At 45.8% G+C, this 25,150-nt stretch carries 24 protein-coding genes; 6 read left to right on the forward strand and 18 right to left on the reverse strand.

The genetic code is table 11. The features are described 5' to 3' along the window. Positions 1 to 6 precede the first annotated feature (6 nt). Positions 7 to 1,248, reverse strand: a complete 1,242-nt coding sequence (locus FVF72_RS00775; RefSeq protein WP_147670948.1) for a BREX system ATP-binding domain-containing protein — start codon at positions 1,246 to 1,248, stop codon at positions 7 to 9. 10 nt (positions 1,249 to 1,258) lie between these two features. Continuing rightward, positions 1,259 to 1,933 carry a hypothetical protein gene (locus FVF72_RS00780; RefSeq protein ID WP_231855317.1) on the reverse strand — a complete coding sequence of 225 codons (675 nt, stop codon included), beginning with the start codon at positions 1,931 to 1,933 and terminating at the stop codon, positions 1,259 to 1,261. Between the two features lie 240 nt (positions 1,934 to 2,173). Between FVF72_RS00780 and FVF72_RS00785 the strand changes: the two genes are divergently transcribed. Continuing rightward, positions 2,174 to 4,258: a hypothetical protein gene (locus tag FVF72_RS00785; RefSeq protein ID WP_013295567.1), complete on the forward strand. Its 2,085-nt coding sequence runs from the start codon at positions 2,174 to 2,176 to the stop codon at positions 4,256 to 4,258. On the opposite strand, the gene FVF72_RS00790 is transcribed toward FVF72_RS00785, so the two are convergent. Both FVF72_RS00790 and FVF72_RS00795 read right to left on the reverse strand, forming a co-directional pair. After that, positions 4,259 to 4,684: a YkvA family protein gene (locus FVF72_RS00790; protein ID WP_013295566.1), complete on the reverse strand. Its 426-nt coding sequence runs from the start codon at positions 4,682 to 4,684 to the stop codon at positions 4,259 to 4,261. A 42-nt stretch (positions 4,685 to 4,726) separates the two neighbouring features. Further along, on the reverse strand, positions 4,727 to 4,990 hold the full coding sequence (locus FVF72_RS00795; RefSeq protein WP_013295565.1) for a hypothetical protein: 264 nt from the start codon (positions 4,988 to 4,990) through the stop codon (positions 4,727 to 4,729). Between the two features lie 9 nt (positions 4,991 to 4,999). On the opposite strand from FVF72_RS00795, the gene FVF72_RS00800 reads away from it, so the two are divergent. Together FVF72_RS00800 and FVF72_RS00805 are read left to right on the forward strand one after the other, a co-directional pair. Then, the gene (locus tag FVF72_RS00800; protein WP_013295564.1) at positions 5,000 to 5,389 is read left to right on the forward strand and encodes a nucleotidyltransferase domain-containing protein; all 390 of its coding nucleotides are present in this window, start codon (positions 5,000 to 5,002) and stop codon (positions 5,387 to 5,389) included. 5 nt (positions 5,390 to 5,394) lie between these two features. After that, complete coding sequence (locus tag FVF72_RS00805) at positions 5,395 to 5,826, forward strand: DUF86 domain-containing protein (protein ID WP_013295563.1); 432 nt, start codon at positions 5,395 to 5,397, stop codon at positions 5,824 to 5,826. Positions 5,827 to 5,864: 38 nt separating this feature from the next. Here FVF72_RS00805 and FVF72_RS00810 read toward each other — a convergent pair whose 3' ends face one another. The 11 genes from FVF72_RS00810 to FVF72_RS00860 form a co-directional block, all read right to left on the reverse strand. Further along, positions 5,865 to 8,489 carry a pseudomurein-binding repeat-containing protein gene (locus FVF72_RS00810; RefSeq protein ID WP_013295562.1) on the reverse strand — a complete coding sequence of 875 codons (2,625 nt, stop codon included), beginning with the start codon at positions 8,487 to 8,489 and terminating at the stop codon, positions 5,865 to 5,867. Positions 8,490 to 8,638: 149 nt separating this feature from the next. Continuing rightward, a complete protein-coding gene (locus tag FVF72_RS00815) occupies positions 8,639 to 10,477 on the reverse strand; it encodes a right-handed parallel beta-helix repeat-containing protein (RefSeq protein WP_147670951.1) in 1,839 nt (612 codons plus the stop codon). Between the two features lie 183 nt (positions 10,478 to 10,660). Beyond that, complete coding sequence (locus FVF72_RS00820) at positions 10,661 to 11,083, reverse strand: DUF86 domain-containing protein (protein WP_147670952.1); 423 nt, start codon at positions 11,081 to 11,083, stop codon at positions 10,661 to 10,663. Beyond that, positions 11,080 to 11,508: a nucleotidyltransferase domain-containing protein gene (locus tag FVF72_RS00825; protein WP_255503755.1), complete on the reverse strand. Its 429-nt coding sequence runs from the start codon at positions 11,506 to 11,508 to the stop codon at positions 11,080 to 11,082. The genes FVF72_RS00820 and FVF72_RS00825 overlap by 4 nt, the downstream gene beginning before the upstream one ends. 340 nt (positions 11,509 to 11,848) lie before the next feature. Beyond that, positions 11,849 to 13,369, reverse strand: coding sequence for a hypothetical protein (locus FVF72_RS00830; protein ID WP_048175208.1), 1,521 nt, complete (start codon positions 13,367 to 13,369; stop codon positions 11,849 to 11,851). A gap of 11 nt (positions 13,370 to 13,380) precedes the next feature. Further along, the gene (locus FVF72_RS00835) at positions 13,381 to 14,382 is read right to left on the reverse strand and encodes a hypothetical protein (RefSeq protein ID WP_144245641.1); all 1,002 of its coding nucleotides are present in this window, start codon (positions 14,380 to 14,382) and stop codon (positions 13,381 to 13,383) included. 24 nt (positions 14,383 to 14,406) lie between these two features. Further along, complete coding sequence (locus FVF72_RS00840; protein ID WP_048175206.1) at positions 14,407 to 15,003, reverse strand: 4Fe-4S single cluster domain-containing protein; 597 nt, start codon at positions 15,001 to 15,003, stop codon at positions 14,407 to 14,409. 49 nt (positions 15,004 to 15,052) lie between these two features. Further along, on the reverse strand, positions 15,053 to 15,649 hold the full coding sequence (locus tag FVF72_RS00845; RefSeq protein ID WP_048175205.1) for a hypothetical protein: 597 nt from the start codon (positions 15,647 to 15,649) through the stop codon (positions 15,053 to 15,055). Then, positions 15,618 to 16,688: a hypothetical protein gene (locus FVF72_RS00850; RefSeq protein WP_048175204.1), complete on the reverse strand. Its 1,071-nt coding sequence runs from the start codon at positions 16,686 to 16,688 to the stop codon at positions 15,618 to 15,620. Before FVF72_RS00850 ends, FVF72_RS00845 begins: the two co-directional genes overlap by 32 nt. Further along, positions 16,673 to 18,196: an AAA family ATPase gene (locus FVF72_RS00855; protein ID WP_187239651.1), complete on the reverse strand. Its 1,524-nt coding sequence runs from the start codon at positions 18,194 to 18,196 to the stop codon at positions 16,673 to 16,675. The genes FVF72_RS00850 and FVF72_RS00855 overlap by 16 nt, the downstream gene beginning before the upstream one ends. 345 nt (positions 18,197 to 18,541) lie before the next feature. Further along, on the reverse strand, positions 18,542 to 19,468 hold the full coding sequence (locus FVF72_RS00860; RefSeq protein WP_048175202.1) for a hypothetical protein: 927 nt from the start codon (positions 19,466 to 19,468) through the stop codon (positions 18,542 to 18,544). Positions 19,469 to 19,622: 154 nt separating this feature from the next. On the opposite strand from FVF72_RS00860, the gene FVF72_RS00865 reads away from it, so the two are divergent. From FVF72_RS00865 to FVF72_RS00875, 3 genes are all read left to right on the forward strand, one after another. Then, entirely contained in the window at positions 19,623 to 20,684 is a 1,062-nt protein-coding gene (locus tag FVF72_RS00865) for a HEAT repeat domain-containing protein (protein ID WP_048175201.1), read from the forward strand. 184 nt (positions 20,685 to 20,868) lie between these two features. Beyond that, the gene (locus tag FVF72_RS00870; protein ID WP_147670953.1) at positions 20,869 to 21,354 is read left to right on the forward strand and encodes a DUF3426 domain-containing protein; all 486 of its coding nucleotides are present in this window, start codon (positions 20,869 to 20,871) and stop codon (positions 21,352 to 21,354) included. Between the two features lie 13 nt (positions 21,355 to 21,367). Further along, positions 21,368 to 21,892, forward strand: coding sequence for a hypothetical protein (locus FVF72_RS00875; RefSeq protein WP_147670954.1), 525 nt, complete (start codon positions 21,368 to 21,370; stop codon positions 21,890 to 21,892). Positions 21,893 to 22,420: 528 nt separating this feature from the next. On the opposite strand, the gene nikR is transcribed toward FVF72_RS00875, so the two are convergent. From nikR to FVF72_RS00890, 3 genes are all read right to left on the reverse strand, one after another. Then, positions 22,421 to 22,840 carry a nickel-responsive transcriptional regulator NikR gene (gene nikR / locus FVF72_RS00880; protein WP_147671962.1) on the reverse strand — a complete coding sequence of 140 codons (420 nt, stop codon included), beginning with the start codon at positions 22,838 to 22,840 and terminating at the stop codon, positions 22,421 to 22,423. Positions 22,841 to 23,074: 234 nt separating this feature from the next. Next, on the reverse strand, positions 23,075 to 23,665 hold the full coding sequence (locus FVF72_RS00885; protein WP_147670955.1) for an NAD(P)H-dependent oxidoreductase: 591 nt from the start codon (positions 23,663 to 23,665) through the stop codon (positions 23,075 to 23,077). An 82-nt stretch (positions 23,666 to 23,747) separates the two neighbouring features. Then, positions 23,748 to 25,121, reverse strand: coding sequence for a sensor histidine kinase (locus FVF72_RS00890; RefSeq protein ID WP_147670956.1), 1,374 nt, complete (start codon positions 25,119 to 25,121; stop codon positions 23,748 to 23,750). Between the last annotated feature and the right edge of the window lie 29 nt (positions 25,122 to 25,150).

Raw genomic sequence — 25,150 nt, forward strand, 5'->3', positions numbered from 1 at the left:
CCCTGACTAAACCCAGTCCTCGTCCTCGAACTCCTCAAACTCCATCTCCTTCTCCTCGAAGAGGTCAAGGATCTCCTCCTCGCTTCGGAGTTCAGGGTTCTGCTGGACAACATCAAGGACACTTATGAATGATTTAACAAAGTTTCTCGGTGAAATGTAACCTGTGAGTTCCGCGTTGGCCTCATGCCTTGCTATTATACCATCAAGGGACTCCCTGACAGGTTTTGCCTCCCATTCATAGACCTCCTCGTGCATACTTATGAGGCGATCTGACAGCTCCATGAGGTTGTCCTTCTTGAAGCCGTCAAGCCTTATTATGGGTTTCCTGAGGTCCTTGAATTCCGTGTTGAGGACGTCCTCTATCCTCTCATTCAGTGCTGTGTAGGATGGCACGCCCATTTTGGGGTCCTCAAAGAACTCGGGTGTCCCTGCGAATATGAAGAGGGTGTTGTGGAATCTACCGAGGCTGCACTCATCGTATATGAACCTCATGTAGTCGTAGGCTGTGTCCCTCAGCTTCTTTGTGTGGAGGGTCATTATGTGCTCTGCCTCGTCTATGAGTATTATGAGCCCTGAGTACTTGAGTGCCCTGAGGAATGAGGAGAGGGCCTCAAGGTACTTGAAGGCGTTTTCCCGGTCAATGTCACCCTTGACACCGAACTGTCTCTTTATGGTGTAGGGTATGTTCTTCTCACCGCTGAGCCATGCCATTGCATACTTTGCTGTCTCCTGGTCACCCCGTGCAGAGAGCTTGTAGTAGTTCTCTATTGCAGCAGCGAAGGTTGTGGCGTGTTTACGGACCTCCTTGAGGTCATTGTTTATGTTGTCTATCACTATCCTCTCCTGCTGGTAGGGGTCCGAAGTTTCCATTAGGGCCATCATGCGGAGCTGTGTGGTCCACTTTTCAATTATGTGCTCAAGGGATGTGCCTGTCTTGCAGCGGAGTGAGGCAACGATGCTCCTGTAGACGACCTCGAACTTGTTGAAGGGGACGTCCCTGCTGAGTGTCACCTTGGCGACGACGAAGTTGTCTGCAAGGGCCCTTTCCTCCAGGAGTTTCAGGAAGAAGGACTTCCCCGACCCGAATTCACCGTTGAGGAACCTTGTTACCGCAGCCCCATCCTTAACCTTACTGAATATCTTGTCGAACTCCTCCAGTTCCCTCTCACGCCCGACACATATCTCGCCCACCCCCTCAGGGGGGACGTTGCCATTTTTAAGGGCATTTATGATACTCTCTGCATTCATATTAAGCCTCCTATTCCAGGGATATCAATCCAAAGTCTCTTCCAGCCCCTCTGCTGTTGTAGAGTGTTACTATCCTCTCGGGATCCCGTGAAGGGTAGTGTTTTATACCGGTCCTCCAGGCGTTGATTGAGTAGAATTCCTCGAGTTCATCATATGATTTGTTAATCCCGTAGGACTGGATGAATTCATCAAGGAGTTTTATGAAGGATTTTATCTCCATCTGCTTCCGGCCATCGGCCTTTCTGAGCATGCTGTGGAGGCCCATGATGGAGTTCAGAATGAATTCATCCATGCTGAAGGATACCTCCTCAAGGTAGGCGGGGAATTTCTCTATGAACTTTGCCCTGGACCTTATGGTCCTGAAATCAGCCTCATCTATCTTTCTGTACTCAGATTTCGTTGCTGATGACCATTTTTTAGAATCAAAGGAAACAAGTTTATCCTTGAATTTAACTAAGGGTATGGGGGGGTTGAAGAACTTTATCCCCTTGAGCTTCAGCTTCCTTGGTGATTCATAGTAATCATAGAGGGTTTCAGGGTCACTGTACACACTTTCAACCATGGTGTATGCAACAAATGAGAGTGTCCTCCGGCCATTGAGGGGGATGGGCTTGAAGAGGAATATCCTGTCACCTGATCGGATTTCATTTATAAGTTTACCCCTCTTCCTCACGGAGCCAATCACGAGGTTCTTTGATATATCTTCAAGGACATCATCATCTATTCTGTGAAGCCAGTATCTGGACTTACCCCTGGGGACCAGCCTTTTCTGTTTTATTATGTAAAAACCCCCTTTTTATGGCATTAAAGTCATTTAAATGTTTCTAAAAATTGATAGATAAATTTTTTTATAACCCTGTAAATGTTAATGATTTAAGTAGCTGTAAAAACATTAAATTATACTGTATTGAGGGGAGTATGCCATATGAATAACTGCGTCCTCTGCTGTAGAGAATCAGATAAACTTTTATGCCTATCCTGCGGCAGTAAATCATCTTCTTCATCCTGTGAAAACTGCGGCGCTGAGAACCTGGGCGTCTGCAGGGAATGCTACGATAAATATCGAATTTTAAAGGCCATTGAAACACTTCAGGGAATGGAACCCTTCAACTTCGATGACTTTAAGGATGAGGAGGAACTCGGCTCCCTGCTCTTCTGGATTCTCCTAAGGGAGGGCTTCATAAAGAAGCATGTCAGCGGTGGAGGGAACGGGTTCATAAAGAATCAGGGACTCAATAGCTTCAGAACCCTTTACGTGTTATCTGAAAAATGCGATGACTTCATGGAACTCAACCTGGGCTTCAAATCTGCAGCCGAATCACTTCTCAGGGCCGCAGTAAGACCTGAAGAATTCATGAATGAACCTTATGATTCACCCGGGGATGAACCTCACCCTGAAAAACTGAATGATGACCTCCGGACCCAGGAAGCCGGACCTGATGGTGACCCGAACGCCCTGAAAACAGGGGCGATACTGGAGAATGAACCCGTGCACCACACCAAAGCAGAGGAAACGGATCAGACAATAGCTAAAGAAGCTCCAGCGGCAGAATCCCATCAGCGAAAAGATTTATTACCTAAAGTACCCGTCAGTGGCCTTGAACTCTGTTCTGGCTGCCAGAAAGAGCTTGAAACCGAAACTGAGATGTCCCAGGGGATCTGCAGGGAATGTTCAAGGAGACTCTATGCCCTTGAATCCCTTGAAAGAATCCTCACAATTTTTGAAGCCGGTGATGAGATTAAAGTTGACGTTTACACAGCCGGGATGGATGACGTGGAGAGAACAGAATTCACAGCCATGATCTGGATACTCGAAGAGTTCAACCTCCTTGAGCAGGACGGGGAATCAGGTACCTGCAGGTTAAAACCCGAAGGGGAGGTCCAGAAGTTCATCATAGAGAATGTGGAGCTTAAAGGGCTCAGATCAGAACTTGAGGAGCCATCCCGCACCGAAAGCACCGCCTCCTCTGAGGAGGGTGAACTGGAGTGCTCAGTGTGCAGGGAGGTGAAACCCGCCACAGAATTCAATTCATCCGATGGAACCTCCCCCATGTGCAGGGAATGCTCAAGGAGGCGCTGCGCTGCAGATGCCCTCGCTGAGATAAGAAAGCTTGTTGAACCAGGGGTTGAATTTGCTGTTGACGACATCATAGAAAATGAGGATGAGAGGTTTATCATCACTGGCCATATCTGGCTGCTGCAGGACTTTGACCTCATCGAGAGCAACCCGGCCTTCGAAACCTACACCCTTAAACCGGACGAGGAACTCAGAGCCTTCCATGAAGCCTATGGTGAAGGGGAACTTGTTACAGAATCAGACATGATCAGAACCTGCCCCATCTGCGGCAGGAAACTCAAGAAATCCAGCTTCTACAGTACAATCGACGGAAAACGGGATGAGTGCCGGGAATGCTATGACCGGATACTGGCTTGGGACATATTCAGGAACATCAGGGAGGTCGTGGGTGAAGGGCCCTTCAGAAGGGAGGAACTGGCTGAACACTTTGATGAACCCGGGACCCTGGATGCCGGGATCTGGACCCTCCAGGAGCATGACCTCATTGAGGAGGGCCCCGAAGGATTCCTTCTTAAACACAACCCTGAAATTGAGGAGATCTACCTCCAGTACCATGGATCAGATGCTGAAGAAACCCTGGACACACTGACTGTGAAGCCAGAAGAAACCCCGGTTACAGGAATAGAACAAGAAATAACAGCAGAACCTGTCCCCTCAGAGGACACTGCCCACAGAAAGGAGATAATCTACATAAACCCCACCGGTGAAAGCCTCAACCTCATGATGAACGGACTTGTGAGTGGTAACGGTCTCATGGATACCATGAATGAACTGGGGGACCTCCTACCATCAATGAAGAAGTGCATGATCCTGAGGAATGATGAGTGCTTTGAACTACTCATTGAACTGACTGTGGAGAAGGAATCACTTGATGACATCCTTGGGGTTCTTGAGGCCATGAACTGGGAGAACAGAGTCCGGAAAAACAGCTGATCAGATCAAACCCACATATTCCAGCACATCGGTTGTCTTCTCCCTGAGGACCTCCTTTGACCTCTCATAGCAGAGTTCAACAACCTCCTCAAGGTCTTCCTCTCCCTCCCAGTACTCTGAGAGGAACTCGTAGCCATAGACGTCCGCCAGGATCCTTATGACGTAGGCTGTTATGAATATGTCGTCAATGTACCCGTAGGCACCGTAGACCGTCTCGGGGATGACATCCATGGGTACAACATAGTAGGCTATTGCCGCGCTTATTTTGAGTTTGAGCTGGCTCTTGAGGTGCTCATAGCCCAGAAAGTCCGCGAGGAGCTTGAAGAGTTTCGGGCCATGGTCTATGAAGGATGCATATTCCCCGTTGAAGGACTCAAGGTTCTCAACCAGCACATCATAGAAATCCTTAAAATCTGCCTCTGTCATGGAAACCACTGTAATTCTCTTGACCCTGATGATACTTATCCTTTACCCTTCATCCCACGCCAGATGGACTCCACGTCCGGGTCTCCACCAGACAACCTGCCTTTTGAATTCACCTATCTTCACCATAGCAGGGACCGGTACCATGAGTCCAGCCACGACAGCCTCACCGATATTCAGGGATTGTAGATTTGAGTTCCCACTTTGCCTCACTGGCCCTCTGAACATGGATCTGATCATTTCAATCAGCAGCATCATTATCTGGCTGTGAAAGTACATGACCAGCAATTTAAGATATATGATGATCATAGTAACCACATGGAAGAATCTATCAGAACCCGCATTGATGAGCTCCTCAGTGTGATAAGGAGTTTCAAGGACGCTGAGAGGGTCAGGTTCATAATACTCTATGGTTCAGCCCTCAGGGGGGAGGGGTGGTCTGATATAGACCTTGCAGTGTACTATGATGGAACCCCTGATGAGGCAGCGGATTTCAGGCTGAGGGTCCTCTGTGAGGTGGATGAAATATTCGATGTCCAGATATTCCAGCAGCTCCCACTCTATGTGAGGGTCCAGGTACTCAGGGGTGAGGTCATATACTGTGACAGTGAAAGATTCCTCCATGACATTGCATGGGAGACAGTGAAGGAATTCGATGACTTCAAACACCGCTTCTATGATTACATCGGCATGGCCCCCATGAGGTGAATATCATGATAAGAAAGTCCATCATACTCACGAAGATAAGTGAGATTGAGGAAAGCGTAAATCTTATAGATGATAACCTTCCTGAAACCTTTGAGGAGTTCCGGGGTCTTGGCCTTGTAAGGGATGGGATGTACAGGAGGCTTGAGTTTGCTGTTGAAAATGTCTTTGACATATGTTCCATCCTCAACTCCGACCTGAAACTCGGTGTCCCTGGATCAGATGGTGATGTGCTTGAGAACCTTCTGGGAGCCGGAATAATAGACGAGGAAACCTTCAGGAAAGTAAAGGCAATGAGGGGATTCAGAAACATCGTGGTCCACAGGTATGGTAAGATAGATGACCGTATAACATTCAGGATCCTCAGGGAACACCTCAGGGATTTTCATGAATTCACCGAAAAGATCAGGAAAACCCTTGAGACCCTTGAGAATAAATGAAGAGGTTATCATTGAAGACAAAAAATAAATAAAGGGTTTTAAATTGTTATATCACCCGGTAACCTGCCATTTGCACCGTAGAACGCCAGTACCCTGCTGTATACGTACACAAGGCCAACAAAGCTCACCTGTCCGTAGGATGTTGAGGCATACCTGGGTGCCCTTCCCTGGCTGTTTATGAAGTTCCTGATACTGACTGCCACTGACACGTAGGCTGACCTTGAGAGTTTACCTGACCTCCATGTGCCTGTGCTACCAAGGTAACCAACAGCGCGTGGTTTCAGTGGATTCTGGTTTCCTGAGTTGAGCTGTGCCGTGGCGCGTGTAAGTAAATCCAGGAACTGGGCCATGCTGTAAGCCTTACCAGCCACTGTTACAGATGCTGGCAGTTTACGGTAGCGTGCATAGTGGTTCCTCACACTCAGAGCGGCAGCTGCAATCTGTTTAACAGTTAAACCCTGGGATTTAACCGTAACCGTCCTTGCAGGAAGGCCCCCCACTGTCACCAGGTACACACCATCCCTGGTGATGGTGTGGTTGAACCTCAAATCCCCTGATTCGCCAGCGGCAAGTGAAATCACCATTGATGCGACAGGCACCGAATTCACAAGGAGCTCTGCACGGTACTCGCCCGGGGCCTCACCGGTATTCCTGACCCTGGCAGAGACACTGATCCTGAGGGGGGCTGCCCCTGAGAGTGGAACTACGGTGAGGTTTGAGAGTTCAAATGCCGCCTTCCTGAGGATCCTGAGGTCTGCCCGGCATGAACTGTTATTGAGGAGTTCATCACCCTGGAACTCTGCAGTCACATTGTAGATACCCGGCGGGAATATACCTGGAAGGTTGAGGGTTGCCCATCCATCTGAACCGGTGGTTGAACCTCCCATGTGAACTCCATTTATTCTGAAAATGATGACCTTACCTGGGATGGGGTTCTGTGCCATTAAACGTGCCCTTAAATTGAATGCGTCGCCCTCAACAGTTTCAGTGTCTTCCACTGTGATGGATGATGGAACCTTGAGGACATTCACATCCACTGAGGCGCTTTCAGCGTCAAGGGCCCCGGTCACTGTCACTGTACCCGGTGCTGCCAGACCTGTGAGTGTTGAGGATGCAGTTCCATGGGACATCACAGCATCATCGATGCTCCCTGCGGTGGCCGAGAAGTCCACATTACCTGTGTAGGGGACGAAGAATGTGTCATGGTATCCCCCGGCACTGTCATGCCTCAGGTCGGCTGTTATGACTGAGGTGCCCCCTGCAGCAACAGCCGCTGGATTTGCGGTTAATGTGAGGACCATCCATGGTGCTGCAGCAACATCACCTGCTGTGAGTTCAGTGAAGTCCGGTGTGTTACAGCCCCACCAGTTGAACCTGGCATCCACCTGCGGGCCGTCCTCACAGAACACATCGGCGCCAGGGTTGTTCAGGATGCGGCAGAAGTTGACCAGTGCAATGGTGAAGTAGCTGAGGACCGCTGATCCCTGCCCCCATGACTCTGCAGTGTTACCTGTGAACGTGGACTCTGTGATATTTGCAAGCACCGCGAGGAAAGAACTTACACCGCCACCAGCGTATGCTGCCCTGTTATCTGTGAATGTGCTTCTGCTAACGGTGAGGTTGCCGTAGTTGTTCCTGATTCCTCCGCCGTGTGCTGATGCCACGTTCTCCTCAAATGTGCACCCTGATACTGTGGTGTTAACATTTTCTGCATGGATACCGGCACCGTAATCTGCAAGGTTTGACCTGAAGAGTGAGTCTGAAACCTGTAAATTCAGTGATGAATCGTCAGGGTTTCTGAATCCTGAGATTCCCCCACCATAGCTTGCATTGTTGTAGAGAAACATGGAGTTGGTCACAGTAACCGTGATTTCCGTACCGTCTGCTGCCCACACATATAACCCGCCACCATGGCTGTCTGCGGTGTTCATTGCAATGGTGGAGTCGCATATGGTTGTATCTCCTCCAGTGTAAATCGCGCCACCAGTCCCTGCATGGCCAAGTGCAAATGATGAGTCCCTGATGTTAAGGGATGAGTATGGGGCGCTGTATATGGACCCCCCGCACCCTGAGGCCTCATTCCCGTTGAAGGTTGATTCTGTAACCTCAAGGACCCCCTTACTGTATACTGCACCACCATCCTCTGCGCTGTTCTCCATGAGGTGGCTTTCAGTCAGTTTCACTGTACCGTCACTGTAGATGGCGCCACCCCCGGCTGCGGTGTTGCAGGTGAGGATGCAGTTCTCCACCTGGAGTTCACCGTGGTTCATCACCGCCCCACCCTCAGGTGCACTGCCATTTCTCAGCGTGAGGTTCCTGAGGACCAGGACCGCCCCCGAGGACACATTGAAGGCCCTGCCCATTGCTTCACAGTCAATCACCGTACCGGTGGTTGACTGTCCGGTGATGGTGAGGTTCCTGTCTATCAGCACGTCCCTGTTACCAACACCCCTGTATTCACCATCCGCAAGCCAGATCCTGTCACCTGAAGCCGCAGAGAGGGTCGCGTTTCCAATGGTTGCCTTGGCAGCCGCCCATGAGAATCCATCATTATCATCGGACCCCCCCGTGGCGTTGACATAGATATCGGCTGCACTGACACATCCCGGGATAAGCATTATCCCCACAAGAAACAGAAAGAGCCATGTAATTATCTTTATCATGTAAACCCCCTTGAGTATATATAATGATTATAGGATAAAAAATTTTCACTGAACTCCCATGAAATAGGAGTTCATGTTTAAGTGATACCGAAAATAAGGTTAGAACTCTACGGAGATTCAAAAAAAGTAAAAAAATAAGGGGTTGGGTTTTAGATTATCAGGTAGTTTGGAAGCCTCCCCCTGTTACCGTAGAACCTCAGTACCTCACTGTATCTGTACACGAGGCCCGCAAAGCTCACCCTGCCATAGACCGTTGAGGCATACCTGGGTGCCCTTCCCTGGCTGTTTATGAAGTTCCTGATACTGACTGCCACTGACACGTAGGCTGGCCTTGAGAGTTTACCTGACCTCCAGATGCCAGTGCTACCGGCGTAACCAACAGCACGTGGTCTTAACGGGTTCTGGTTTCCTGAGTTGAGCTGCACAGTTGCACGTGCAAGTAAATCCAGGAACTGGGCCATGGAGTACCTCTTTGATGCAATTGTGACAGAGGCTGGCAGTTTACGGTAGCGCAGGTAGTGGTTCCTGACGTTCACGGCTGCTGCGACAAGCTGGTTGATGGTTATACCCGTTGCTGGTGGAGCTGGTCTAACGGTTACCTGGGTGTTAACCACCTGGTTGTCCAGAACCGCGGACACCACTGCAACCCCCGGTGCATTGAGGTTCCTGAGGGTTGAGGATGCAACCCCACCGCTCATCAGAGCATCGGTGATTGTACCATAGGTTGTTTCGAAGCCCACAACACCCGTGTATGGTACACTGGTTGCATGGAGTGTGCCTGCACTGTCATGGAGAAGGTCCGCCCTTATGAGGGAGGTGCCCCCCACGGTAACGGTTGATGGATTTGCAACCAGTGTGAGGATGATCCATGGCGTTGCATCAACGTCACCTGCTGTGAGTTCAGTGAAGTCCGGTGTGTTGGACCCCCACCAGTTGAATCTGGCATCCACCTGCGGGCCGTCCTCACAGAACACATCGGCGCCAGGGTTGTTCAGGATGCGGCAGAAGTTGACCAGCGCAATGGTGAAATAGCTGAGGACCGCTGATCCCTGACTCCAGGTCTCTGCAAGGTTACCTGTGAACGTGGACTCTGTGATATTTGCCAGGGCAGCCCGGACATTGCTTATACCTCCCCCAGCAAAGCCTGCACTGTTATCTGTGAATGTGCTTCTTCTAACTGTGAGGTTGCCGTAGTTGTTCCTGATTGCGCCGCCGTGTGCTGATGCCACGTTCTCCTCAAAGGTGCATCCCTCAACGGTTGCATTGACATTGTCTGCAAGAAATCCGCCGCCGTACCATGCTGTGTTGCCTGAGAACGTGCTTCCCCTCAGTAGAACATTTAGGGGACGGGTGTAATCTGTTGCAACTGCCCCACCATACTTTGCGTCGTTTGATGTGAATGATGAGTCTATGACCACTGCAGAATCTGAGGGCTGATATCCAGCCACATGAAGAGCACCGCCAGTTTCAGAAGCACTGTTATCCTGAAATGTTGCTGAGGTAATATGGGTGTTACCGCGGCTGTTAATTGCCCCACCCCTGTATCCCATGTTCTCAAGGAACGTGCATCCCTCGACAGTCAGGTTACCCTGGTTCAGGATGGCTCCACCATGGTTTTCGTTTCCCCTCTTCACTGTGAGGTTTCTGAGGGTGAAACTGACACCCTGCTGGACGCTGAAGGCCCTGCCCAGGTATTCGCAGTCAATCACTGTACCGGTGGTTGACTGGCCTGTGATGGTGAGGTTCCTGTCTATCACTACGTCCCTGTTACCATCACCCCTGTATTCACCATCCGCGAGCCAGATCCTGTCACCTGATGCCGCGGAGAGGGTTGCGTTTCCAATGGTTGCCTTGGCAGCCGCCCATGAGAGCCCATCATTATCATCGGACCCCCCAGTGGCGTTGACATAGATGTCGGCTGCAGAGGCGGTTCCTGATAAAATGAGGAGCACTGCAATGGCAGCTATTACATACAGATGTTTTATCATTTACCTATCTCCTGCTATCTGCACATTAAATGTGCATATATATAATATGGTTTAATCTGGTTAAAGGTTTTTTCAAAAAAAGCAAGCTGAAAGTTTTAAATGATGGAAATAGATAATATGATATGGCTAAATAATTTTGAAGAGAAGGTTAACTGATCCTCGGGATAACGAAGAAGGGTATGCTTAATCAGACAGTTCCTCCAGATACCTGGCAACAAATACAGCAAACTTCTCTATATCCTCCAGGTCCCGTTGAAGGTAGAGATAAACCCTCTCAACATCTATTTCCGCATACATATGAACCAGTATGTTCCTGAAACCAGCTGCTGGTGCAAATTTATCTGCAAAATCCCCTGGAAGAACCCCTATTTCTCCAAGTATCTCTATGACTTCCCTGTATGTCTCAGGTTTTCTCGCCCTCTCCCATGATATGATCATCTCACCAATATCCAGACAGCACTCTATGGAAACCTCAAGGTACCTTTCAACTGCCCCCCTGAGGGTGACGTCCTTTTTAAGGTCCTCAAGTGAATGTGATCTGTAATTCCTGAGTATCCCCAGGTACTCCTGGAGTTTCTCGAGTTTTGATAGTACCTCATCCTTCACTTCAAACCCTCACGTGCCATCATCCTGAGCGCCAGTCTGGTGTGCCTGTCGTTATGGTACCTTCTATCAAGGTACTCTGACATGATACGTCCCTCGAACCTCACCCTCTCCTCCTCAATGTCCTTCAGGAGTATTCCATCCCTGATTATGCTGTAATTCAGGGAGAGTGGCGCCCGGTTCATTATGACAAGGTCCACCCTGTCTGTTCGGAGTGCGGATACAAGTTCATCTATGAGTTCCAGCTGAAAATTGAGGTCATCGTATCCCTTCAGGGGTTCCTTCAGGAGAACACCGATGTCAAAGTCCCCGAGGGGTCCCTTATCCCCCCTTGCAGTGGAGCCAAAGAGGTATGCAATGCTGACCTCATCCCTTCTTTCCAGAACTTCCAAAAGTTTTTCCATTTTCTGGTCGTCAATACCCATCATGGTTCCACTTGATAATTCTGAATCACATCAAAGTTTTTCCATTTTCTGGTCGTCAATACCCATCATGGTTCCACTTGATAATTCTGAATCACATCAAAGTTTTTCCATTTTCTGGTCGTCAATACCCATCATGGTTCCACTTGATAATTCTGAATCACATCATATATAAGGTGCCGGCCAGGGATTAACTTCGTAATAGAGAACTATTACGCAGATCCATCTGCTCTTCTGTCCCGCCATGATTAATGATAACAATTAAGCCAGCAGATCCTTTTTACTAATAAAAGAAACTTCAAAACATATCCCTGACATCTAAAAAAATTAGTGCATGTTTAACCCATCACCGGAATAAACTTAGAAATATTTCTAGAAGACCCCTGATTTTTTCAAATGGCCCCCCAGATTTTTCACTTGAATAGATAAATTTACCACCATCATTCTCAGTTACCTCCCCATGGGTAGTGTAATCTTCTGAATTAACTTCAGGTGAATTATCGGTTTTACTAAAAACTTCAATTAAATCAATCCAGTCCCTCAATAAATCATTACCTTCAAAATCATCCCATACATCATAATTCAGAAGAAGGCCTGTTTTAATCAGATATATGATTATATCACACTGCTCCTCAGGTTCAAGTGCCCCAAAATCATCAGAGACATCCACACCATGCCAGATTCTCTGGATGATATCCAGAATTTTGCTTCTGGAGGTGATCTCTGTGGGCAAATTTATCTCTTCATCTATCAGAGAATTGTCAATAACCAGTGACTCAACGGTCTTTACTATGGAAGCAGAGTAAACGCCCTCAATAATAAATTCCAACATAACTTCCGGTGAAACTCCACAGACCTCCAAACCAAACGTATCAAGAAATTTCTCATTGAACAAACTCTCCACCAGACCCATATTAACCTGAGCAAAACTCCTCAGAACTGGCATAGAATCTCCAATGGGCACCTTTTCTTCCCCTTCAAGTAAAAGTGATAATCTGTAGGCTGCTTCTACATCCTCCTTTGAGAGTGTTTCATTGCAACTTTCAAGCCATTTCTCATAGGCAGATTCCGGATGGAAAAGGTGGCTTAATGCAGAGGGATAATCTATCTTCCCGGTGCTCAGGTCAACTAGAATCTGTTCTCCACCATAAGGTCGTTCCTCATAAAATCCAACTATTTTAAGGGGGTAATTATAAAGGGTTCCCCCGTCAAAGGCTGAATCCCATCCAAGGTTAACTTTGAGTTCATCGGGAATGTAAAAGAACAGCTCATCAAGTAACCCTGAGATATCGTCGGAACAGCCATATAAAATCAGATTAGGAAGTTCATGATACCCTCTGGCCGCCTTAAACAGGTAAAACACCAGTTTTAATTTAAATCTGTCTGATAATGGGGGCCAATCCATCTTTGATTGGGAATAATTTCCAATGCATATTGGCCTTATGCTGCCTTTATTTTTGTCAACCATTTTTGAATCAAGTAGAACTTCTAGGCCTGTGAAAACACGATCCTCCACAAGATGAAACAGTGAAAGGGGTGTTTGAGCCTCCATCCACAATTCAGGGGGAAATAAGAACCCATGACATAAAAACAATCCCCCCCTCCCAAAAACGTCTCTATCATCAGGGAGATCAATAATGTAGAGGAGAGCGAGATAGTTTTTACCACTTATTTCCTTAAAAAAAACCGTGAATTTCTCTTTAAAACCATCCACCTGAGGTTTATGTATCATTTTTTCTATATCATTAACGTCTCCCCCTGAAATAACGTCTACCGGATAGAAAACAGTGTGAAAATCCATTATATTCCAGGGGGACTCCCCGGGCGGCACCTTAGTATACACAAGCTGGTACACATTATGCTGCATAAAACCATCACCTAATCTCTAATTCTGGAAATGAATCTTTCTATTCCTGATTTAGGAGGATTAAAGTTAGAAGACTGGTTCCTCATTGCAAATACAAGGGGATCTATCACCCTCTTTGGATGATCATATTCAAGATTAGTTATTAGGGTATCGCCAACAGGTTTGGCACCTGTTGATGATATAAGAGTATAATTAACACTTTTAAAATTATTTTCAGCAAGATTAACAAATCCTCCGCAATCCTCACTTATAAGCCATTTTTTTATCTTTTTAGAGTAATCATCAAGCTCCTCAAACCTTCTTTTCAGATCAGCTGCTCCCTTAGTTATCCACCAGTTACATGATCCCTTGTTTAAAAAAATTTCAAGGTCCTCAGGCAAAGTGTTGAGCTCATCCGCCTTGGTTAGTAGTACAACCATCTCCTGTTTAGAGAGGTCCGCATCCAGTTTCTCATATACACCCCGTATATATGTATCAAGAAGGCGCTCCATCTCAAACCCGGCGTCATAACCATCTTTACCAAAACCACTCTCATTTAAGCTTATTATGAAAAAAACATTATCTGAGTGGGCAACAAATCTTCCCATATCTGTTATTTTATCAGTGCTTTCATAAACCCTTCCTGCAGTGTCATAAAAGCTTAGAAAAATGTCTCCAATGGCGGGCACATTCTGTAAATGTAGAAGGGCTGGTCTTGGAAAATTTTCAGGGGTGCTCTTTGGAAGCTTTGATTTCTCAAAATTCCTGACATCTGAATATTTTATTTTGTGGGTATAATCATCACATGTGCGCCAGGAAAAATTTTTCCATATGTTCTTGTTTGAGAGAACCCTCAGAGTATAAAACAGGCTTGTGAGGTAGACCGTCTTTCCATGTCCCGTGAATCCTATAAGCCCTATCCTAACCTTTAAATTACGGGGGTCAATATAGTCCTTTGGAAGACCCTCGCCACAACCTTTAACAGTACAGCAGTAACCTACCCCTTTTTTAATCTGGGGACTGACTTCATTCAAACAGTAAGGACATATTACATTCATTTAATTAACCTCCCTCTTGAATTCCTCCCAGAAATCCCAGTCAAACATTCCCGTAATGTAAACACCATCGTCACATATTTTGAGTTCCACCTCCCTTAAAGAGCATTCATTAACTGTGCCCTCAAGATGGGCATAGCGATCTGTTAGAAAATGGACTCTTTGATTTTTGCTACCGCGCCATAGAAGGGGCGCGCTTTCTTCTTCAACATACCTGCCATCTATGAGTATATCTATAAACTCAAGAAGTTCTTTCCCCCCTATTTTGCCTTCGAGAATCTCTTCAATCTCATATCCAGTAAAACATACCAGTGTAAGGCCCATGGACTTAACGGCAGAAGCGAGATTTACCAGCTCCTCAGCCTGAGCCATCGGCTCGCCACCAGTGAATGTAACACCCTCTATTTTATCCTTAATACTGAAGATGGTTTCAATCAAAGTATCAGTTTCTAATAAAACACCCCCACATTCCTCCTGGAATTCCGGGTTGAAGCAACCCCTGCAACGAAGTGGACAACCCTGAAACCATATAACAAACCTTTTTCCAGGTCCATTGACATTGGTGGAAATCAGGCACCTGCCAATCCTTAACTTTCCCATCCTCACACCATCCTAAACGTTAAAATCCTCATTGACACTACCATAAACCTCATTCCCTTACAACCCTGAAGCCAATCATTCCCATTCCCTTCTCAATGTTAACCTTTTTAGGTTCTTTCGGATCCCAGGTATTCGGGAGAAGCCCATGGAAGGGTTTGCCAACAAATGATGCATTATTTTCATGAATCCTTTCAAAAATCCCTTCGTTCACAAGAGGACAGAGACCCCGTTCAATCCAAAGAAGAACTGGCTCCGGAGACCTGTCAGAGCAGAGCTTTTTGAGATAAGAAGACGATTTTTCTATAAGATCTGAAACTTCACAAAGAGCCTTCCACTCATCAAGAGTGGGTAATCTGTAATTAGAGCCAAGATAATTGAGAAAATCATCAATAACATCCAGATCCAGTCCCGTCATAAAAAGTTTCCATATTTCACCATAGGCCATTCTCCAGCTCCTTCTGGGGTTTAATTTAAGAATATTCCGATACCACTCATCAGTATACCTTGATCCCCCCTCTTCCGCCAGAAAACGTTCGAATTGATATTTACTGACAGGGAATAAGCCGATGAAGTGTTTCCATCCCTCAAATTGAATTAATGGAAAACCTGTCCTGTCAAATTCTATATAATAATCCCCATAGACCATCATCAACCCTCTCATAAGGCTCTAAATCCTTCAGATATTCCCATAAACATTCATCATTCAATTTGTAAATTTTACCATCCCCTGTCAGCAGCCTGGAATTTCCAAGAGGATATGAGGAGGATTCCATCAGGAAAAAATATTCATCTTCACTGAAGATCAGACACCCTCCTACAGGAAGCCCCCTCAAAATCGGGCCTCCTTCAGGGCAGGTAAGAGTATCTGATTCATGTTTTCTCTTGCATTGAGGGCATATGAAATGCTCTGAACTGATACATGATCTTATTATACTCCTTAAATTGTCAGGGATTTTATTCCATTTCTCTTTGAACCAGGGATTTTCAGGTTTAAAAGCTATTTTTTCTATTTTAAAACTCTTCTGACGCTTTATATTGAGTTCTGGATATGATTTATCATCGCAGATAGCTGCAAGATGGATTTTGAGATTTTCAGAGGATGGTTCGATCTTGATAACAAATTTACCCTCCTCAAATAGTACACTTGATGATTTACATGATTCTATGCTGTAACAAACAGGTGCAAATCCATCTCCAGAAACAAAAACTTCTAAGGGATCATTTTTTACCAGAGAAGGTATTTGAACACTTACATCTGAAAGATTAACCACATTGTATTTGCCATAAATTTCACCACTCCCCATGTCAATAAAAATAATCCTTTCAATAATATCGGTATCCTCCCAGTCATCCAGGTCAATTGGAAGCTTTGATGAAAGCAAAAGAATAACGCCATTAAAATCTTCACCGCCCAGGTCCTCCAGAACAGGGTTTATCAACAGGGGCCTGCCAGCATTTTCCTTGATCCAGCCGGGACCGCCTTTTCTTATATCTCCCTGTGTCCTAACGGGGTACCTTTCATTCCTGCCAAGGAAGTATAATCTCCTAACCCTTCCTGGAAGTGCATCAATAATTTCTGTTGAAACCCTGAGTATGTCCTTCCAGTTATCCTCTGATGGCTCAACTACAAGTACAGCTGGAACTGCAAAGCTTACCTCACAGTAAAAATTCATGATCTCCGACATTCAATTGCCCCACCGTTAACATATACGCTGAATTCTATATCCCTGAGCCCCTTATCTTCAGCAAAGAGTAATTGGTCCGCCAGTATATGCCCCACTTCATCTTCAAGTGCATTGACAAGTCCTCTGCCACCAAATTCTGATATTGAATCCGCATGTTTCTTAAGGAAATAATCAACCACCTCTTCCTGGAAATTAAGTCTATAACCCTTATTGGAAAACTTGTCACGGAAGTTATCTGAAAGATCTTCAAGTTTGCTTTGAATGATACCCCTCTGAAAATTCGCCTTATCCAGATAATTAAATGCAATTATGTGTGAACCTATTCTGTTTAGAAGCTCTCTTCTTGATATTTCATGTGTAAAAAATTCTCTTACGGCCCTGGTAAAGTGTTCCCTTACTCGCCTATCCCTTTCGGACTCAGAAAGGCTTCTGTCGTTTATTATATCATCAAGTTCATTCTGTTCGGATACTGGATTCCCCCTGCTGTCTACAGTCCTTGTCCCTATATTGGATGTAAATATTATCACACTTTCTGTAAAGAATACCGTCTGTCCCCTGCTGTCAGTTAGACGACCATCATCAAGGATCTGAAGGAATATATCCAGAATCTTTGGGTGTGCCTTTTCAATCTCATCAAAAAGTATCACAGAAAATGGTCTGTTCTTTATGGCCTTTGTTAACTGTCCGCCCTCATCGTAACCAATATAACCAGGAGGGGAACCTATGAGCTTTGATACTGTATGTTCCTCTTTGAATTCACTCATGTCAAATCTAAGAAACGCTTCTTCGGTATCAAAAAGATACTCTGCAAGTTTTTTTGCCAGAAATGTTTTTCCAACACCTGTGGGTCCCGCAAAGAAAAATGCTGCTTTTGGTTTCGATTGTCCTCCTGATGCAAGCCCCACAACGCCTGCACGGGCTTTCTTTATGGCATTCACTATTTCTCTTACAGCATGGTCCTGCCCGATAACCCTCTCAAGAAACCAGTTTTCAGCCGAATCTATGAGCCCTTTGGGTGGTCCAATGAGAGGTATTCTGCTCCATGGATCTTCTTCCGTCCCTATACGGTACCTGTTTACTATTTTTTTAAGTGTTGAGGATGATAATTCCCCATTTTCATCTATTTCTGCCAAAACATCACTTAGGATGTTTTCGAGGTCCTTCATGTAGAGGCCCTCTGTTATGTTAGAGAGAAGATCGATCTGGTCTGACTGGACATTGTTTAAGGAGAGTGATGTGGAGTAGTAAAGGTGCCTTTCTGTTTTATCAGGAAGCGGTATCTCCATGACTGCAACTCTGGGGGAGTTGGTGTAATATTCAACAGGGACCATTGTGTCTCTGAGTGATACCATTATGAGGCGGTTATTTTCAGAAATATTCTCTATTATTTTCTGTATAATCGTTACAAGCTCTGCTGTATCCTGCGAATACATCCCATCAGGGCAGTACCCTGTAATTTTATCGATATAGTTTATGACGAATATTGTTCTTTCGTCAATGGATTTCACTTCATCTTCCAGCCACCTGTGGAGGACGTCACTGACCCTGTCCTGGCTTTCGGTTTCACGTATATCAGGTTGACCTCCCTTTAGCGGCGTTATCCTCTCAAGGGACCATATTGGTGAGTGCCCCCGTTCCTCATGGTCAAAAAAAGTTCCCCAGCTGACCGTTCTGTCATAACCCAGTTCCGCCCCGATACTGTTTATTAGATCCGTCAGACCCCTTATCAGGCTTCCATCATCTTTTATGTAAGCCGTATCCCTTATATTACCGTGAAGGATGAGTACCTCCTTCTGGTTCAGTAATCTTTTGAGATTTTCCTGCCATACCGCCATCAAAAAACATCTCCTGTATTAAATGTTTCTTCGATGGGTTCTGGGAAGAAGTTTTGCCCTTTTTTCTTTGAGGATGGGTTTTTTCTGTGGCCTTTTTTCTTCTCCCTTAAATTTGGTCATGATGCCATATTCATTAAGTTTTTCTGAGAATCTGTCGAACTGTTCATAGCATGCCCCATCCTCGCTTGAAAATGGAGATTTGACTTCTATTCTCTCAAGTGTCAGGGAGAATCGCATTTTTCCTGCGGAATATGATTTCAGCTCATAGATGATCGGGCTTGAAGGGTCATTTTCGTCCTGTAGATGGGGTTCTGCCACCTCTTTCCACCCCATTTTATCAGCTACCCTCTTTATTGAGGATAGGACCTTTTTTCGCATTAAATCCTGTGATTCAAGTTTTCTTGCCTCTTCACTGAGATCCTTTAATCTTTCACGCAGAATTTTAATTCTGTATTTGGCTTCCTCAAGGTTTCCCTTTTTTATTTCATCTAGAACCATATTGATTGCACTGGCTAATTTCTGAGAATCTGATGGCTTCCATTTAAAAATGAGTTTTTCTGTCCCTTTAAATTCGGCTTCCAGTTTCTCAAACTGAGATATGAGTCTTTTTTCCTTTAGAACTTTAGATTTTATTTCTATAACAGCCTTCAGGTTGTTTTCTCCAGCATCCTCTGCAGCCTTCAGAGAATCAGCAATCCTTTGAAGTTCAAAGCTATCCATTGAATCATCAAAATAAACATTCAATGGTTTTCTGGCCCATGAATTTATTTCTTTAAGTTGTGGAAAACTCTTCCATGAATCAGAAGGGATCTGATCCATTACTTCCAGCACCTTACCCTTTAAACCATCAATACGACCCCTTGAAAATATTATGCTGGATATGGCTAACTGACGGGCCTCCAGCTCCCTTTCAAACTGGATATCTGAAAACTTGAGTCCACTCATTTAATTCACCGCCACCCATGACAATTAATTACTTGCACTTGACGTATATGTTACAATGGCCTTTAATATAGCTTTGTATCAAATAATTTAATTATATAATTGAAACATTAATAGAGAACTGATTAAAACTGGTTTATATCAGGAGAGGATATAGATGTCTAATACCGATAATGATGGATGTGGAGGATGTATACTTCTAACAATATTCCTTATTGTCTCCTATTTAATTATATCAGCAATAGGTTTAGAAGGTTATGGTGTACTGATGGGGATCCTGATTCTATTGTACATAATTTTTAGACCCAGAGAGACCAGTTCAAAGACAAAATATGTACCCAAAAAGACCAGTTCAAACCCGAGATCTGTAAATAAAGATTATGTTGGATACAATAATGAAAAAAATTCTGTCCAAACAATAAACGAATCAGTACAATACAATGTAATTCCACCAAAATATTTACCTGGAGATTTCACAATAAACGAATCAGTAGAATCCGATGCACATCCACCACACATTCCATATTTGCCAGAGGATTTAATAGCTGCTCTTGATTCTGAAAACAGAGAAAGTTACAGTGAAGCCGTAAATAGACTTATAGATATACTCAATGATTCAGAAGAAGCATATTATAAATCAATGGCGGCAAGTTACCTTGGGGAAACAGAAGATACAATAGCCGTGAGGGCACTTATAGATGCAAAGGATGATCCCGACGAAAATGTTAGAGAATCTGCCACAAGAGCCCTGAAAAAAATTAAAAGCGCACAAAAAGACCTTATAAAAAACTATGAAACACTTATATGTGAAAACGACTTCTTCAGACCATATAAGATCTATCTGTCTGAAGGGGAATTTGTAGAGTGCAGAGTGTGTGGACACTCCAAATTCTTGCAGAGCGGAGTAGAAGAAGTCATAGGGTTCATAGGAGATCAGGAATATCCTCAAAGAGATGGAAAAAGGTTATTCATCGATCTATGGGATCAGGAAAACAAAAAAGCTAAAAATGCGGACATAGACGCCCTATGGATAATACAATCAGAAAACATAGATTACGGATGGGCAATAAGCGCAGTAATCCAGACACTCAAAAACGATATAACAAGACAGAAAGAACTGAATGAAATACCGGTTACAATAAAGGGAACCCCAGAAATACCAGAAGAAGAAGCAGAAATCCTTGAGGAACTCTTCGCAGAAATAAGATTTGAAATCTAACCATCCCAACTTATTTTTAATTAATATCTTTCCTCTAAAGAGTGTATATGCATCACATAAGTCAGAGAACAAAGGTTTTGGTCAAAATAATTCTTATGAGATGTGTGTACCAATAAATATATAAAAATACAAAATACTTAATTGTCCATATTTAGGATATAGTATTTAGTTATAAGGTGGTTAAATGTCGATAGATTCCAATGGTAGTGATAAGAAAACTGGAAAGTTTGCCGGCTGGTGGAACCGCAGGGGACCCCTAACAAGGGTGGCCATCATTGTCCTTGGGATAATCATCTGGTCCGCCGCCGCCTATTCCTATGGTTACGATAAGGGTCTTGCTGGAGCCATAGAATACGAAAAGGACTCCTTCCAGGTGAGCATTGTGAACTACACAATCCAGAAGGGCGAAGGCGGATTATATGAGATCCAGGGGGAAATCCAGAACAGCTATGATAAACCCATACTGCTCAACCCAAGCCTGGAAGTGAAGGGCTTTGACTCCAGTGGTGAAATGGTACTGTACGCCCCCCTATTCATAACCGGTTCAGGGGAAATCAGGCCAGGTGAGAAGGTGAAGTTCAGGGGAGAGTGCCCCATCATGGAGGGTTACAGCCCCGATGATATCCTCATTGGGATTAAAACAGAATGTTCCGGTTATTCATGGGCATAGAAAGGTGATCTGAATGGCTGAGGATTTCCGTGAAGAGAATAATGGAAACTTTTTCATGCGCTGGTGGAGGAGGAGGGGGACCTTCACAAGGGCAGGTATAGTGGTATCCCTCATCATAATATGGGGTTTTGTGCTGTTTATGATGGGTTACACTGAGGGTTCATCCTATTTCCACAGCCTCCACATGGGGGATGTCCAGGCAGAGGTGCTCAACTACACGGTGCTGGTTGATCCCAGCGGAGGCTACGTGGTGGAGGGGGTTGTCCAGAACAGGTACAGGGCCACACTCCTACTGGACTATGTATGGGTCAAGGGCTATAACTCCTATGGAGAGGTCATCGCCCTTGGAATGGCTCCGGTCTTCACCAATTCATCCACAGTGAAGACTCTGAGACCAGGAGAAACCGCCTACTTTAAAACAACAGATTGGGCATTTGAGGATGGATACTACCCTGAGGATATAGCCTCCTTTGGTTTAACAGCCAGGGGTAACCTCTTAACACCCTCAGGGACATTATGTGGGGTGGAGATAGAGTGATGGTCTGATGTGCACCTTTCCATCATGTGAGGAGCAGGGTGAGAAAGAGGGATATCGCCAGGCCCATGAGGAACAAAATTCCAACTGTACAGCAGCATGCAGAGATATCCTTTGCCTCCTCAGGAACAGGCATTCATACACACCCCCATCTTCTAATTTTTTAGGGAAATGGAGATTCCATGAAACTTACTGATTTCATTTACTGAGGCTGTCAAATTTTTCTGAAAGATTCAAATTCCCTACAATGACACTCCAGTAACTCTCCTTTTTCATGTCATTTATTATTTATCTGATTATAATATTTTCATGAACATATATATAACATATGTTGAATGGGTGAACTTATTGTAAACTCCTGGTCCAGAGGATTAAACATAGAACACCCGATAAGAGGGAAGATACAGATCTAGGCAGCTCAAAAACTGCTCTGAACCCCCTAACAGAACATCCCTGCAGATCCCCTGAAAGGATAGGTGGTTCGGGTCAGAATCAAATTCAGAACCCTACAGTTATCTACCTCTTAACCATTCACCTCTCATATTCCATCTCCTCTTCAGCTGAGACACTGGTGAGTCGCACGTGTTCAACTCCCCGTAGACCCATCATCCTCTCTGTGAGTTCACGTATCTCTGCAACATCACCCCTCACCACGAGTACCTCAAGGCGATGTTTTTCTGTGAGGTGAACCCTCATGACAGCGTCTATGTACTCCCTGTAGTGGTGCTGTATGTCGGCTATTTCCTCCATTGCCCCTGTGTGGTGGTTGTAGATCACCGAGACTATCCCTGTCCTCTCACCCTCCATCTCATTCATCCACCTGTACCTGACGATGTAGTCCTTTATGGCGTCCCTTATACCCTTGGACCTTGACTGGTATCCCCGGTTCCTCAGTACCTCATCAAATTCCTCAAGAAGTTTACTTGGAAGAGACATGCTTATCCTGGTCATTGTGGTCATGGTATCACCCCTAATCTGTGACACCATTTAATCTGTGTATGAACCATAAATAATTAAATATTATTAATGACCAATATATTGATGCATGTGTATTACTATATTTAAGGGTGATCTGATAACATCCAATTTTATAGGTATCTGGATGGTTGTGTATTCATCCGCCCATCGTGAAAAAGATAGGATAATCACGGTCAGATCACCCCCATTAAAAATGAAATACTCTCCTCAGAGGTTCCTCCCTGCCCTGCGAGCCCTCATGAGGTTTATCTCCCTCCTGGAGTCATCCCCAGGCACCATACCCCCAAGGATCTCCATGGCGACACTCCTAACACCCACCCCGAGCAGCCTGTCGCCTAACATGACACTGCGCATGCTCTCTGCAATGCCTGTCCCCTCAAGGTCTTCCTCTGTGTGGCCTGCAGAGCAGAGCACCACAGCCTTTTCAATATCAATCCTCGTACCCCGCTCTCCATCCTCATAGAAGTAGGCGTACCCGTAGGTCCAGACCCGGTCAAACCATCCCTTGAGTTTTGCGGGGCAGTCACTCCACCAGAGGGGATAGATGAACGCAAGGGCATCGGCCCTCCCGATCTTCTCATGCTCCTCCATAACATCCTCTGGTAATGGTGACCCCGCGTCCTGGCTGATCTCCCTGAGGTACTCCTCCTGACTCAGTTCCGACCTGAAGTTCATACCGTAGAGGTCCCCAACCTCATATGTGTGTCCGGCTTCACTGAGGCCCTCTGTAAATGCCTCCAGAACCTCCCCTGAAAAGGACGTCCTGGATGGATGTGCAAAGAGAATATAGACGTGCATATGAATCCCCTGCCATGTTATGTTGCAGGACACATTTATAATCTCAAGAGACAATTGGAATCCACGTTACAGAGCACACCCATTAAAGTCTCCTCCTGTAGTGAAGCTCCCTGAAGGGTACCGTGACCTCTGTACCCCCTCCATCCTCCCTGAGGAGTATCCTGAGGTCCCCCTCTATCTGCCTGGCAAGGTTCAGTGCAAGGTGGAGGCCCATCCTCTTTTCGCCTGAAAACCCCACACCATCATCCATTACCCTCAGACAGTACTCTGAGTTCATTCTGCTGATTTCAACCTTCACGGTACCTCTACCTTGGGGAAATGCATGCTGAATGGAGTTGGATACCAGTTCATTTACTATGAGGGCCAGTGGCATGGCTGTCTCAACGTTGAAGGCATGCCGGGCGTCTATGTGGAATTCAACATCCGCTGCATCAAATACTGATCTGAGGTTTTCTGCTATCCTCCTTATGCACTCATGCATCTTCACCTCTGCCAGGCTCCCCAGCCCATACACTGATTCCTGGATGGCGGCCAGGGTCTGGACTCTGGTTGATGTCCGGACAAGAGCCTCCCTTGCATCTCCACTTGCGGATCTCATCTGCATGTTTATGAGGCTCAGGATGATCTGGAGGTTATTCTTCACCCTGTGATGGAGTTCCCGGAGCAGCGCATCCTTCTCCATGATGTTCCGCTGGAGTTCCTCCTGTGCCCTCATGAGGTCTGTTATGTCGGTGAGGGAGATTATTGCCCCCTCATCCAGGGGAATGTACCAGCCGGTGAAGTTTCTATCCCCCGCTTTAAGGCTTCTGATGTATGAGGGTGCCCTGGCATCCATGAACCTATCATGAATGGACCTGCAGTCAATTCCAAGTTTCTTCATTGCCCTGTTGAGGTGCAGTGGATTGCCATCTTCATCGATGACTGCAACGGCCTCCTCAAGGTTCTCAACCACATCCCTGAAGAATCTGCGTGCCCTCCTGAGCCCCCTTTCATTCATGAGGCGTTCATGGTCAACTGTGTTGAGCCTGTAGGCTGTGAAGGTTATGGTAACTATGATGAGCACCACTGTCAGTGAAAGGAGGAATATCTCTGCGGGGAATGGCAGCTGGTCCCGGCCCCTCAGGATCAGGACTCCTGTGACCGTTATGGCTGTGAGCATGGTTGCAAGGAGCACCCGTGCCGTGTATCCCCCCATCATTCCTGAGAAGAGTGGTTCAGTGACTCCCCTCTGGGGATAGAGGCCCAGTAACCCCACAGCGGCCATGAAGAGCTCAGCTGAAATGATGGGGTCCACCCTGAGTGCCTCAACAACCTCCACCACACCTGTGAGGTGGGTCATCACCAGGGCATAGGCTATGATCCCTGTGATGTATGCCAGTGTCTGCCCTGCATGATAGTGTCTGCGGATAAGGAGAATCAGACTGGTCGAATAGGCCGCCAGCAGGGGTAGAGGCAAAACTGTATGCAGACCCTGAAATCCCAGAA

It is taken from the genome of Methanothermobacter sp. KEPCO-1, assembly GCF_008033705.1.
Classification (GTDB): Archaea; Methanobacteriota; Methanobacteria; order Methanobacteriales; family Methanothermobacteraceae; genus Methanothermobacter; species Methanothermobacter marburgensis.

What these genes read in the sequence shown, in the direction of transcription:
- FVF72_RS00860 (WP_048175202.1), bottom strand. Translation starts at nt 19,468, where the DNA reads ATGAGTGGACTCAAGTTTTCAGATATCCAGTTTGAAAGGGAGCTGGAG.
- nikR (WP_147671962.1), bottom strand. Translation starts at nt 22,840, where the DNA reads ATGACCAGGATAAGCATGTCTCTTCCAAGTAAACTTCTTGAGGAATTT.
- FVF72_RS00790 (WP_013295566.1), bottom strand. Translation starts at nt 4,684, where the DNA reads ATGACAGAGGCAGATTTTAAGGATTTCTATGATGTGCTGGTTGAGAAC.
- FVF72_RS00830 (WP_048175208.1), bottom strand. Translation starts at nt 13,369, where the DNA reads ATGCAGCATAATGTGTACCAGCTTGTGTATACTAAGGTGCCGCCCGGG.
- FVF72_RS00785 (WP_013295567.1), top strand. Translation starts at nt 2,174, where the DNA reads ATGAATAACTGCGTCCTCTGCTGTAGAGAATCAGATAAACTTTTATGC.
- FVF72_RS00795 (WP_013295565.1), bottom strand. Translation starts at nt 4,990, where the DNA reads ATGATCATCATATATCTTAAATTGCTGGTCATGTACTTTCACAGCCAG.
- FVF72_RS00875 (WP_147670954.1), top strand. Translation starts at nt 21,368, where the DNA reads ATGGCTGAGGATTTCCGTGAAGAGAATAATGGAAACTTTTTCATGCGC.
- FVF72_RS00810 (WP_013295562.1), bottom strand. Translation starts at nt 8,489, where the DNA reads ATGATAAAGATAATTACATGGCTCTTTCTGTTTCTTGTGGGGATAATG.
- FVF72_RS00865 (WP_048175201.1), top strand. Translation starts at nt 19,623, where the DNA reads ATGTCTAATACCGATAATGATGGATGTGGAGGATGTATACTTCTAACA.
- FVF72_RS00825 (WP_255503755.1), bottom strand. Translation starts at nt 11,508, where the DNA reads ATGATGGGTATTGACGACCAGAAAATGGAAAAACTTTTGGAAGTTCTG.
- FVF72_RS00805 (WP_013295563.1), top strand. Translation starts at nt 5,395, where the DNA reads ATGATAAGAAAGTCCATCATACTCACGAAGATAAGTGAGATTGAGGAA.
- FVF72_RS00885 (WP_147670955.1), bottom strand. Translation starts at nt 23,665, where the DNA reads ATGCACGTCTATATTCTCTTTGCACATCCATCCAGGACGTCCTTTTCA.
- FVF72_RS00840 (WP_048175206.1), bottom strand. Translation starts at nt 15,003, where the DNA reads ATGGGAAAGTTAAGGATTGGCAGGTGCCTGATTTCCACCAATGTCAAT.
- FVF72_RS00775 (WP_147670948.1), bottom strand. Translation starts at nt 1,248, where the DNA reads ATGAATGCAGAGAGTATCATAAATGCCCTTAAAAATGGCAACGTCCCC.
- FVF72_RS00870 (WP_147670953.1), top strand. Translation starts at nt 20,869, where the DNA reads ATGTCGATAGATTCCAATGGTAGTGATAAGAAAACTGGAAAGTTTGCC.
- FVF72_RS00850 (WP_048175204.1), bottom strand. Translation starts at nt 16,688, where the DNA reads ATGTCGGAGATCATGAATTTTTACTGTGAGGTAAGCTTTGCAGTTCCA.
- FVF72_RS00800 (WP_013295564.1), top strand. Translation starts at nt 5,000, where the DNA reads ATGGAAGAATCTATCAGAACCCGCATTGATGAGCTCCTCAGTGTGATA.
- FVF72_RS00815 (WP_147670951.1), bottom strand. Translation starts at nt 10,477, where the DNA reads ATGATAAAACATCTGTATGTAATAGCTGCCATTGCAGTGCTCCTCATT.
- FVF72_RS00845 (WP_048175205.1), bottom strand. Translation starts at nt 15,649, where the DNA reads ATGGTCTATGGGGATTATTATATAGAATTTGACAGGACAGGTTTTCCA.